We start from the raw sequence: 12,416 nt of genomic DNA, 5'->3' as shown, positions 1-12,416 counted from the left end.
ACTCCTTTCCGACTCCAGCATTCAATGAACATTAAAAACTTATTTCCCGTTCGCAGCAGCCTGATCTAAGCTCTCTGAATTAGACGCCCCGGCTGCTTTAGAAGCAGAATCAGCAGTTCCTTGCTCTTTGCTGGTGTCCGCCTTGATCGAAGCGGCATTGCCATCCCCCGTACCACTGCTCTTTGCAGCCGGAGAGGCTTCCTTCTTCGCGGACGTAGTGCCCGTTGAAGCCGTCGGCGCAACCTTCGTTTGTGATGCTGTGGCAGAGGTTGCCCTAGCAGAAGATGAAGCTTCACTCGCTGCGTCCCCGGTATCTGTGTCATTCATCGCTCCGTCAGACAATCCCAATCCAGCAGGAAGCTGACCATTTTGCTGCTGCTCCGCGCTCTGCTTTTCCTCCGCCTTGGCTATGCTCCGCTCCAGCGCCAGAACACTTTCGAGCTTATCGATCTCCTGATAAATCTCCTGTGCCCCGCTATAAGCGTCAATGGCTCCTTCATAATCGAGATCTTTCATCAGCCGATCCCCTTTGGCCTGAAGTTTGCCAGCTTGAATCTCCTTGAGCTGCTGCTGGATGGATGTCAATTTATCATTGGTCTCGGTAATTTTCTTCTCCAACTCTTTTTGCGCGGACGTATAGCCGGATTCCATCGCAGCCTTATTTGCTTTTTTGTACAGCTTGAGTGCATTTGTGTAATCGCCACCCTGGAATTTTAAATCTCCGTCCTTCATCCAGCTCGCCGTCTCGGCATAGCTGTCCAGTTGGTCGATTTTTTTTTCAATATCCTTCACATTAAATGGCGGATATAGTCCGGCGCTTTTCCGTGCTTTATCGTAGCTGGCTTCAGCTTTGGTAAAATCGGCCTTTTCCACATAGCCGTCCCCGTCAACCATCAATTGAGATACTTTCTGTTCAGCTGTATACAATCGCTTGTGAATTTTATCGTTAATTTTAACTGCCGCGTTTTTCGCTTCACTGTAGGATTTGAGCGCTTTTGCATAATCTCCTGCTCTTGCATAATCATCCGCGGCCTGAGCCGATTCGATCATCGTTTCCAGCGCAGCCGCTTTGTTCGCAGCCATACGCGCCAGTGTAATCCATGCTCCCCCGCCCACGATTACAAAGGCGAGCAACGCAATCAAGATCCGTTTGATCAGCTTACGACGGTTTTTAGGTTTTTCCTGAAAAACTTTGTTTACATAAATGGCGGCAGCCGTGTAATTATTAACCGTCCGGCGCTGTTTGCTCAGCAGAACCTCTTCCAACGTATCCGTCAGCATACCCGGGTCCTTCGCTTCCTCCAGCGCACCCAGCATTTCCGCCAGTTCAACATCCTCCCACATCCCAGATGTAGCGAGCAGCATTACATCTCCATCTGCAAGCTGTGTCTTTTTGGCGAAATGGGCATGAACCCCATTCGGATTCCCGAGGTATTCCAGCAGATTGCCCCGTTCCTCGTGTGTACTGGTCGCTTCGTCTGGAATACGTCCATCATCCGCCAATGACTGAGCCAGGCTGTGATCCTTACTGCGAAAATTAAGCCTTCCATTGCGAAAATGATATAGTCGCACATTACCGCACGAAACGTACACCATTTTGTTATAGTTGGTCACTACCATCAGTAGACTGGCCTTGAGCCGAACACGACGGCTTTCAAATTGCAGCCATTCCTGCGCTTCACGCAGATCTCTCATCAAGCGCCGCTTGGACATGGAAGGTTTCTCCATGAAGTTTTCCAGCACCGTTTTGACAACCATTTCTGCGCTGCGCAGTTCCTGATCTGAATCCAGACCATCTGCGAGGACATAACAGGCCATGTCGTCCGTCTCCATGAATGCAAAATAGTCCCGGTTGTCTATGTAAGAGCCCGCTTCCGACACAAAGGCGGTACTAAAATCGCTGTTGTCCTTGCGCATCGCTACCCCCGTCTTTCTTGTTTCATCCTATCGCCAAAATAAGCACTGTCGCATTATCCTGACTTTTAAACCCTTTATCGTTGATGGTGTCGATCATGGCATCCGCCATTTCCTGCGGAGTTCCGCCCTTGCGCATGATCTCTTCCTGCTCAATCTCCGTCAGCGCCTCCTGAATGCCATCACTGCATAGCAGCACATAATCACCCGAATACAGACGAATCGGTGCACTCCCCAGTTCCATGCTCTCAAAGCCTTCATAGCCCAAGTAGTTGACCAGTTGATTGCGTACAGGACTCGTTTTAGCTTCCTCCGAGGTCATTTGTCCAGCAAGCACTCGTTCCTCCAGCAGTGTTTCCGCAGTATGCTTGGAATTGACTGTCTGAAAGTGACCATTGCGGTAAATTGTAATCAAGCTGTCACCCACCGCTCCGTAATACAGCTGATAGCCGCACACAATGACCGCCGCGAGCGTCGTTCCCCCGCCCTGCCCATTCAAATTTTGCAAAATGCCGCGATTGCTTTGGGTTGCGGCCTCTGCAAAATATCCGTTCAAATTCATTGCATCTTCTAACTTGGCAAATGCCTTCGTAAAAGTCGTCACAGCCAAGGTACTGGACATACGCCCATTGGCCAGCCCACTGATCCCGTCTGCAACAACCGCCAGCGTACCGACAGGGGTGGTCATACTGGAGAAATAATCATCCTGCTCGCTCCGGCTCCCGATCGTTTGACCATTTCCAATCTCAATTCCACTCACGGTACGGCTGCCGGAACTTCGCGTCAGTCGTATACGGATGATGAGAAGAACAGCGCATAGCACCGCAGCTCCACATACAACAAAATAAGGCTGCATATCGTTACCTCCCTGCACCATTGCCCACTTCCGTTCTAATTTTCGTTATCCCACTCGAAATGAGCGCCGCACAGCGGAATAAAGATAAATTTGCTGCGCCCGAGCTGAATCACGTCATAAGCAGCCAGCTCCACTGGTGAATATACCGCCTCGTTATTGTGATACGCCAAGCCTGACGAATCGCCTGGCAGCAAGTAAAAGTTGCGTTTCTTCGGATCATACACAATGACCGCATGATTTCTGCGGGAAATCGTGTTGTCTCCGATAATACGGACATGCATTTCCTCTGCGCGCCCGATAAAGTTTTTCTCCGCCATAATGCGATAGTCCTGACCCACCTGTGCTCCTTCGATACATACCAGCCATCCGGTTACTGGATGAATCCCTACGGTTTCGCCTAAATACGGCATGGTTTTGTCATCGTCTCCTGCAACGTTTGTTTTCGCTGCTGGTTCGGCATTTTTGGGTGCGGCTATATTTACTACTGTATTACAATAAGGACACGTATTTCCGTGCTTTCGTGTACTGAACATGTGTCCGTTCGGGCATCTTGTCAAACTCATAGTCGGTTCCTTCCCCCATTGTCTTGATTGTCTTTACAGTAATCTAAGGATTGTGCAACTTCTTCTATTTAACGAGCAGCCTGGTATTGGCAATATATAATAAATCACCTGAGTAAATTCGGTAAGGCTCGCCACTTTCCAGCTTCTTGGTTACACTTTCGTTCGCAGACCGTAGCCCGGTCCCATTGCCGGAATCCACATCCTCCACAAACCAGTCACTGTTTACCCGGTTGAGTACCGCATGCTCCACACTTACCAAGGAAGCATAATCTGTACCTGCCAAATCAATATCCGCCTCAGAGCGTGACGTTGTTTTGCCGATTAACAATGATGTTTCGCCTTCGATATACCATTCTTTAATGGATTCACCTTCTTCATCAATTAACACCAGTTTTGCAATCCGTTTACGCTCTGCCTTTGGCCTTGGCACAGGGACCACGGAAACCAGATTGCGCAGTATGTATACAAGCACGCTAATCCCAATACCTATTGCGACCACAGTCTTCAAACCGCTGTAGCCTGTACGGTTAAACACATAAAAGGCGATCGCCAGCATCAGCCCGAACATGGCAACATCTATGATGAAAACCCATCTGCTCTGCGCCGTTTTCACTGCTTGCTTCCCCCGTTTCTATCCTGAAATCATCACTTTTTACGAATACCAAAAAATTGGTTGAACATGGCTGAGGTATCCGTCGGATCACCGGATTTTTTCATTTTTTTCCCTGGTGAGCCTTCCTTCGTTTTCGGATGAAAGCCGAAAAATTGCTCAAAATCAGTGCCTATGTCAGCCGGATTGAATCCTTTGGCTGCCCTACGTGTACCCCCTGAAGGTGCTGCTGCCCCTTTTGCTTTTTCTTGCTGTTCTCCGCTAGTTCCCGTTGCTTTTCGGATGAGCTCAGCATCGTATGCCTGCCGCAATGCTTCGTCACGCAAGGTATTGTAAGCCTCGTGAATCAGCTTGAACTTGCGCGTTGCTTCCTCGCTTCCCTGGTTGGTATCAGGATGATACTTTTTGGCCAGTTTACGGTAAGCTTGCTTAATCTCTGCCTCCGAAGCATCCCGGCCGACACCGAGCAGCTCATAGTAGTTGGTCATTGTCTGATGTTCCCCTCTCCGAAAAAAATAAATATTAAGAGACCCGTAGGCCTCTTAATATTTATCCACCCTTCACGTATGCGCCGGGTGAGTGTGTGTTTAAGCTGCGCTTAACGTTAAGATGTTAAGCTTAAACCGGATATCCGCCGTCGATGGTAGCCAGCTCGGTTTTGTCTTTCTTTTGTTTAATGTAGAGTGTAAATGCACCTACACCTTCTGTGTCGCCGAAGTGCTCGTTGTAGTCTACAACGAAAGCATTCGGGAAGTAGATTTTACGCACAACTTGATCAGCTGCAATAACTTCCAGTGTTACTTTACGGTAGCTGTCTGCTTTTTCAGCAGGAACCAGAGACCACAAAGCCAGTTTCAACGTGTCATCCGCGCTGTCACCGTCTACTGCTGTGATGATTTTACCGCTGATGCGCAGCGTGGAGCCTACGTCAGTGGAGCGTGCATTGGAATCGTCCGGTGTATCGGTGTCATAAATAACCGTTTGGATGTTATCCAAGCCCAGCTCAATTGTTTCTTGTCCTTCTACTTTCAATCTGAATCCCATGTGTGTTGCCTCCTTGATATTAGGTAAAATGATGGCGGAAGAAGCAGTGCTTCTCCGCGATTTATGTATAAAGGCGGTTCTGGATAGAAACGCCTCTAACATCTTTCGTAGTGCTCGGATCATGATTTGACCGAGCTGGTTCCCTTAGTGATCATGACTTCCAGGTTCTTCACATTACCATTGAAGACCAGATCGATATGGCACATATTGCTTTTCTCATCAATAATGAAGCTCATATCGTCTCCGTCTTGAATGATCGAGTTCACAGATCCTCTGCTGCTCAGCCACTTGCTCTTCTGACTGCTCGGATTGTTACTAAAGAAACGGACGATATTTTCGTGCTTGAAGTCTCCTGTTTGGTAGCGCAAAATACGTTCAATGTACGTGCTGACCAGCGTTTTGTAGATGGAGTCAAAGCCGTCCTCAGACATCGCCATGCTTCTTGCCTTGTAGACAGTAATCCGGCGGATATCCTTATCCTGAATCTGAGCATTCTCAGACGAGAATACAAAGCCAAAGTTTTTACGGTTGATGGCATCCTTGATCGTGTTGGTGAACCCAGTGATTTCCTTGGCCATCGTCGTCACTGTGCGCAGACTGTTGTCCCCAGCTTCAATGTCGAAGCGTACACCAGGGAAGTTTTTATTGACCGTTTTGAACGTCTCACGCAGGTATTCAGGACATTGATAAGAAGCGACCAAGCCAGCAGCCACGTAGGCAGCGCCTACATATACGCCCTCGATCCACAGTTTGAGAATATCTTCTTTTTCCTTGGAAAGTTGCACACCGTCTTCGGTCTGTAGCATTTTGCTATCAATAATGACACCCGATTTATCCTTCGGAATAATGGTAAAGTTCGGTACACAAGGAATTGCAAATTCGCTATATTCTCTGCGCACAAGACTGGCGCATTTATCGACATACTTGTCGATGCCTGCTGTCGCCATACTGTTGAAGGTCGTCTCTTCACCGGATTCAAAGTTAAAGAACATTTGAATTTTGTAATCCTTCACGACTTGCAGCAGCATCGAGAGCGATTCCATTGAATTTCCGCCCTGCTTTACGACCTTCTCGTTGCCCTTAAAGCGTTCACGAGACACCTTCACCTTACCGGCTGCTTCCAGTTCAATAGATGGAACGATCCCGAACCAGATGGTGTCGCTGAATTCATTTTTGGCATTTACGGTATTCAGGTACGTTTCCAGACGTGGAATATTGCTGCTTTTCACCAGCATGTCCAGCTTGTTATTCGCCACCAGCATTGTCGGCAGCATTCCTTTGCTCTTCGTCGCATATTGGTCGAAGAACATTTTGACACCGAGGATTTTTTCTACCAGCGGCTTAACCGCCTTTACGAAATCATCCTTGGCATTTTTATAGAACTCCAAATACGTGTTGTAGTTTTGAACTTCAACCGCTGTGTCAACCTTGGTCTGAACAGCTGGAAGTGGCACAAACGTGCGAACCACCAAGTCCTTCACATAGTCAGAAGGCGTATCTGTGATAGAGTTATAGTCTTCTTCGAATACTTGGGAGAGATCGCCAGTGCTGTTCTCATCCAACAGCATCAGCTCAGTACTTTCGCTCTTCGGCGCTTCAATAATTTTCAGTTCGCCGCTTTCCCCAATGGAGAGCATACCCACCTGGATCAACTCACCGGCGTTTTCCTCTTGGGCTCCACCGAGCAAAAGACGGGTTTTGATGTCCTCAATTGCCAGAGGCAGCATAGCCATAACGTTGTTATAGTTCTGGCTCGCTTCCTCGAACATGGCATTCAGCTTGTCACCCATGTCGAGTTTCTTCGGATCGCCATCATCCAGCTTGTCGTATTCACCGTACATATAGTGAATTTCTTTGCGGACTTGACGAATATCGTCCATAACCTTTTTCGGTGAAATCATATCCAGCAGATTTTCAAATTTGAAATCTACATTGGTGATTCCTTGACTGCGCTTAGTATCAATGAGCGTAAACAACATTTTCAGAAAATCATTACTTTGATTGATACGAATTTCAGAAATGCTATCCTCATCAATTCCCTCAGGCTTTTTAAGGGTGTAGACGACCTTTTGATTGGCCGCGTTAAAAAATGAATATACGGTCGGTGAAAACTTATCCAAAAATTCGTCAAAGCTACGCACCAGAAGGTGCTGATTAATTTCCTTGATCTTCTCATCGCTCAAGCTGTCGATACCCTTCACATCACCTACAATGGTGATCAGATCCAGCTTTTCCGGGTTAATCTCTTCAAAAAGCATTGTCCGGTTGGTTTGATAAATGATTTCCATCGTTGTCGGCAAATGAATAAAGTATGAGTTATAGGTCCATTGCTCCATATACGGACACGGGATGTCCAATTTGAAACGGACGAATATTCAATTTTAGTTCATTTGCCTCCTCCCCCCTACTTAACATTTAAATTCGTCAAAGGATTGAGCTTATACCACATTTACGGTACAGGCATATAACCTCAAAAATCGGTCCGAAGCGCTATTCGACTTTTAACGGCAAGGCATTTCAAATGAGAGGAAATTCAAAATCAAAAGTCATATAACACAGAAATTTCAAATTTATGATTTCGTATTCCTAACTTCAATCCCAATTTTTGCCGTTGATACGAAAGCTATCATACAAAGCACTCTTCAGTTTTGTCAATTTCTGTAGTCTCAGATTGAAACAGGGCATTTTGACTCATTTTATGCGTAAGTATGTAATTTTTATGATATGTTAGACCTGTTTCTTCAGGGAAATATTCACAAATGGAATCCAATGACCGATAGAAGTTCATTGGATATTTCTGAGAAGCGTAAAAGTATCAAATTCATGGCTAATGTGAGGTTTTTCAGCTGTTTTGATCCTTTATCCCTTATATCCCAAGGATTAGGAGAGTTGGTACGCCCACATTGGTCTCGCCGATGGAGGAGCTTATGTTCAGAATAAGGAAACTAGGAATTATCACTTTCATGACTTTTGTACTATTTTTTCAAACGGGCTTAAACGGGGTCATTTGCACTGTAAATCAGGCTAATGCAGCATCTTTGAGGACTGCTCCAAGCGAGGGTTACGATGCTGTTTTTGTACTGGATACCAGCTATTCCATGAGAGACACGGATCCCGAGGGTATTGCCGCCGAAGTTATCAGTATGTTTATGGACTTGAGTGATGCAGACCGTACACGTGTGGGTTTCGTCGCCTACAACCATCACGTTGTCGCCTCAAAACCACTGACTTCGATTGGCGTGGCAGCGCAAAAATCGCAAATCCAGCAGGAAATCAGAATGTTGAACCGTTCTGGTTATACAGATTTGGGACTGGGACTGCGTAAAGGCTCAGAACTGCTAGCCGCAGGATCATCCCAAGGGCGTCAGCCTTTTATGATTTTATTGTCAGATGGAGAGACTGATTTTGGTGCCTCTTCTGGTTCTCGGTCCAAGGGTGACTCGAATAACGATGTATCCTCTGTCATCAAATCTGCACAGACCAAGGGATACCCGGTGTATACGATTGGTCTGAATCATGATGGCACGGTAAACCGGCAAGAACTCGAACGGATCGCTTCTCAAACGGGAGGAGCTTCTTTTATTACCAGTAGTGCTGAGGATCTGCCCGAAATTCTGAACCGTATTTTTGCCAGTCAAATTCGCTCCAAGCTCGTTCCAGTTGCTGCAATTACGACCACTGGCGAGATGCAAGAATTAACGGTGACTCTACCGGACTCTAGTATGGAGGAAGCCAATCTGGTGCTTTTGTCGGAGCATCCCCTGCTGGAAACCCAGCTATACTCCAATTCAGAAAATGTCCGCAGGTACAAGTCGAGCCGATATGCAATTTTGAAAATTGAGCATCCACAAGCAGGTAAAGTGAAGTTAAAATTACGGGGCATACGCGGAGATTTGGTTAAAATCAATTTACTTGGCAGCTACCGACTGGAAGCTGAAGCTACTACAGGGGGAACGCAAACAACAGCAGCTCATGGCGACAAGCCTATGCAATTGCTGAAGGGACAAGCGACACCATTTCAAGCTCAGCTCGTGTTACCGGATGGCCAAAAGCTTACAGATGATGCCGTATACACATCTCTCCAAGCCCATATTATAGTTACCCCTGTAAAGGGCGGTACAGCTAAAAAGGTGCCTATGACCTATAAGTCAGGAGCCTTTCATACCGAATATGCGTTCCCCCAAACGGGTGATTATACATGGCAGCTATCTCTGGATAGTCCGCAGTGGTACCGTAAGGGAATTGTACATAAGGTTCACGCCACCAATGCAGCACCACAGGCCTTAAAAGACCTGACGATTCGCCTGATAAAAGAAGACGGTGATTCCCGTCGAAGTTTATCGGACTTTATTGTTGATCCTAATCATGACAAGCTGAACTTTAAGCTGGATTCAGGAGCTTCTTGCGATACGATTAATGCCGAGATTAACGGTAATGATCTGCTGCTATCCGAGCTTCACACAGGTGACACGAAGCTAAAGATTACCGCTACCGATCCAGAAGGTGCATCCAGCAGCGCAACACTGACCGTTTCAGTCCAATCCCGGTATACAGCCATTAAATGGACAGTAGCCATCAGTATTGTGATAGCTGCTCTTCTGTATTGGTTCTTGCGACCGAAGCCTCAGTTTGCTGGAAGAATCGAAGGATATTTTCTCGCTACAGCGAGTGGGCAGGAGATTCCGGTAAAATCTTGGCCGCTTACCTCCTTTCCGGGTCATAAGGTCAGCTTGCAGGAGTTATTCCGTACGCTTGACGTTCACGAACCGTTACCAGAAGCGGAACGAATCCTATTTTCCGCAGGTAAAAAAGGGACTCTGATCGTGAAACATGATACACGCTGCGCCCTGCAGCATGGAAAAGTCAGATTGACCCGCAACAAAAAAGCGGTCATGGAGTATGGTGACAAACTATATATCACATTTGAGGATGGTGTCACTGAAATTGAGCTGCGCTATAAAGCGATTAAGCCGAATACTTCAGTCTACACCGACCATATTCAAGCTCCGACAGGATAACATCGTCGGAATAAAAAAAGAGAAGCGCCGTCTCTTACGGTTAACGAACCGTAAGAGTAGGGCGCTTCCCTTTTTTTATCCAATATTCCGCACGTAGGGCGGCTTTAAACCATCGAAGTGAGCGGCAACGCTTGGTAGCCTGTACTTCCAGACCGCGCCTAATAACATACGGCAGTAGTGAAATCCCTGCATTTTCGATCCGAATCCGTTCGGTTCGATCTGCAAATAATCTGCCTGGCACATCCGGTGGAGGTGATCCTTTTTGGCAATAATACAGCGTTGCGGCCAAGCTATAAATATCCGATACAGGCCCCTGCCGCGAACGGTTAGAGTAAAATTCCAGCGGAGAATAGCCTGCCGTGGTGAAGATCGGATGCTCCTTGCCTTCAAAATGCACAGCAGAGCCAAAATCAATCAGCTTGATGTTGCCATGTTCCCCAATCATAATATTGCCTGGCTTAATGTCCCGATGAATAATTCCTTTGTTGTGAATATACTCCAAGGCATCAATTAAAGGCAGCAACGTTTGGTACAGAAAAGCAGGATCAGACGTTGGCACAGCCTCTTCTTGCATCATTCGATCCAGCGTTTTGCCTGCACAGTATTCCATGACCAGATAAGCAGTTCCATTTTCCTCAAAATGATCTATATAACCGACAATTCCCGGATGACTTAACTCCTTTAACATTTGCCCTTCACGCAAAAAATAATGCATAAATTCCACGTATTTGTATTGCATCGTAGCGCTACAAGTGACCGTTTTTCGATCTGTCCCCCGTAAAGCCAGTGCATTCGGAAAAAATTCCTTCACAATGACCTTTTCTCGGTTATCCAACAGCCTTGCCGTATACACGATGGCCAGCTCACTGCGGGACAAGGCGCTTCGAATTTGATATGTATTTCGCAGCTTCGTATTGCGGGCAAGCAGATTCCCGCTTGTATCCACGATCATGACTCGTCCTCCTGTCAGGTTCTTAGCTTATGTCTTTTGTATATATCGGCTTATTACACATCTTTTTATTATAGCGTAAAATAGGTTATTGGAAAAACAAATAACCTGCCATAATCTCCCTTAGAGAATGATGACAGGTCTTTTGGCATTCATCTGGTCCTATTTTCTCAAATCGTTTAACCTAATTTTGTACCTGGCTTCATGCTGCGTACACCGTTGGCATTTTTCTTCCGTTCACTGCGCAGTTTGCCTTTACCTTGTTCTGGGGTGCGAATGGTGAGGGCAATCAGGAACGATACGACGCATAGCACAGCAATTGTGGTAAATGTTGGGATAAATCCGCCGAGCAAGGCAGCGATAAATGACCCCGCCAGCGCACCAAGGCCAAAGCCCTGATACACAATACCATAGTTTTTGCTTTGGTTCTTCAGACCAAAGAAATCAGCTACGATGGCAGGAAAGACTGTAATATTGCCGCCGAAGCAAAAAGCAATCCCTGCTACACAGGCAAAGAACAAACCAAAATTCAGGGGTATCACACTCAGTACTGTAACTGCAATTGCTGTTGTTAAAAGTGCACCTGCTACCACTTTCAGACGACCCACCTTATCGGATAGCGCACCTAATATAATCCGACCCGCCGTGTTAAAAATAGCGACCATAGCGACCGCATTAGCGGCTGTTGCTACATCCAAACCAGCCATCCGTACGCCGATATCTTTGACCACTCCGATCAAGTAGAGACCACTCATACAAGCGGTAAAGAACATGACGAACAGTAGGTATGCCTGCTTGGTGCGCAGCATTTCTTTAACGGTGTAGTCCCGCTGTACAGCCCCATTTTGTACCGAAGGCTTATTCATGACTACTGCTTCTTTCACCAGGAAAGAACCCCCGACGATCATGATCAGCACGATCATTCCCCAATACAGAAACGCTTGCGATACGCCAACAGACTGAATCAGCGAACCATTAATATACTTGAATATCAGACTGCCTGTTCCGTAGGCCCCAACTGAAATACCGGAAATAAGTCCTTTTTTCTCAGGAAACCATTTAATCAGATTCGACAGTGATGTAATATATGCCGTTCCATCCGCAAAACCTACGATAATACCCGCCAAAATGTACAGTAAGGATAACGAAGTTACCTGTGAACTGAGCATGAGCCCTGCCCCTAACACGACACCTGCACACAAAATCAGACGACGTAGTCCCCATTTATCCTGTAGCTTGCCTGCAAATAACGTAGCAAACGCCAGTGCAAAACTGGTAATTGAAAATGTAATAGCGACCGAACTGAGGTTCCAGCCAAAGCGGTCCACCAATGGTTGATTAAATAAACTCCATGTGTAAATGGTACCTAAGCCCATCTGGACAATAATCGTTCCAAGTACGACCAGCAGGCGATTTCCGCTGTTTGATTTCATATTGATCTCCTCTTTTCATTCCGGCTCTA

The 12,416-nt window shown here is 46.6% G+C and carries 10 protein-coding genes; 1 reads left to right on the top strand and 9 read right to left on the bottom strand.

Features of this window, described 5'->3' with window-relative positions; all coding sequences use genetic code 11:
* Positions 1-39: 39 nt before the first annotated feature.
* From ACXHJ2_RS04825 to ACXHJ2_RS04795, 7 genes are all read right to left on the bottom strand, one after another.
* Positions 40-1,917, bottom strand: coding sequence for a PP2C family protein-serine/threonine phosphatase (locus ACXHJ2_RS04825; RefSeq protein ID WP_165083121.1), 1,878 nt, complete (start codon positions 1,915-1,917; stop codon positions 40-42).
* A 22-nt stretch (positions 1,918-1,939) separates the two neighbouring features.
* The gene (locus tag ACXHJ2_RS04820) at positions 1,940-2,770 is read right to left on the bottom strand and encodes a PP2C family protein-serine/threonine phosphatase (RefSeq protein WP_165083119.1); all 831 of its coding nucleotides are present in this window, start codon (positions 2,768-2,770) and stop codon (positions 1,940-1,942) included.
* 35 nt (positions 2,771-2,805) lie between these two features.
* Positions 2,806-3,333: an FHA domain-containing protein gene (locus ACXHJ2_RS04815; protein WP_040103097.1), complete on the bottom strand. Its 528-nt coding sequence runs from the start codon at positions 3,331-3,333 to the stop codon at positions 2,806-2,808.
* Positions 3,334-3,397: 64 nt separating this feature from the next.
* Positions 3,398-3,946 carry an FHA domain-containing protein gene (locus ACXHJ2_RS04810; protein ID WP_040103096.1) on the bottom strand — a complete coding sequence of 183 codons (549 nt, stop codon included), beginning with the start codon at positions 3,944-3,946 and terminating at the stop codon, positions 3,398-3,400.
* Positions 3,947-3,978: 32 nt separating this feature from the next.
* Entirely contained in the window at positions 3,979-4,431 is a 453-nt protein-coding gene (locus ACXHJ2_RS04805; protein WP_165083117.1) for a J domain-containing protein, read from the bottom strand.
* 130 nt (positions 4,432-4,561) lie between these two features.
* Positions 4,562-4,987 carry a hypothetical protein gene (locus ACXHJ2_RS04800; RefSeq protein ID WP_007431573.1) on the bottom strand — a complete coding sequence of 142 codons (426 nt, stop codon included), beginning with the start codon at positions 4,985-4,987 and terminating at the stop codon, positions 4,562-4,564.
* Positions 4,988-5,106: 119 nt separating this feature from the next.
* Positions 5,107-7,323, bottom strand: a complete 2,217-nt coding sequence (locus ACXHJ2_RS04795) for a hypothetical protein (RefSeq protein WP_025676112.1) — start codon at positions 7,321-7,323, stop codon at positions 5,107-5,109.
* A gap of 591 nt (positions 7,324-7,914) precedes the next feature.
* Here ACXHJ2_RS04795 and ACXHJ2_RS04790 point away from each other — a divergent pair.
* Positions 7,915-10,005 carry a vWA domain-containing protein gene (locus ACXHJ2_RS04790; protein ID WP_238791100.1) on the top strand — a complete coding sequence of 697 codons (2,091 nt, stop codon included), beginning with the start codon at positions 7,915-7,917 and terminating at the stop codon, positions 10,003-10,005.
* 40 nt (positions 10,006-10,045) lie between these two features.
* Here the strand turns inward: ACXHJ2_RS04790 and ACXHJ2_RS04785 are convergent, their stop codons facing one another.
* A complete protein-coding gene (locus ACXHJ2_RS04785) occupies positions 10,046-10,957 on the bottom strand; it encodes a serine/threonine protein kinase (RefSeq protein ID WP_013372556.1) in 912 nt (303 codons plus the stop codon).
* Between the two features lie 176 nt (positions 10,958-11,133).
* Positions 11,134-12,387, bottom strand: coding sequence for an L-lactate MFS transporter (locus ACXHJ2_RS04780; RefSeq protein ID WP_165083113.1), 1,254 nt, complete (start codon positions 12,385-12,387; stop codon positions 11,134-11,136).
* Positions 12,388-12,416: the final 29 nt, after the last annotated feature.

The sequence above is a fragment of the Paenibacillus sp. ALE3 genome, assembly GCF_054113405.1.
The sequence above is the reverse complement of the archived record's forward strand: the minus strand, read 5'-3'. Positions and strand labels throughout refer to the sequence as shown.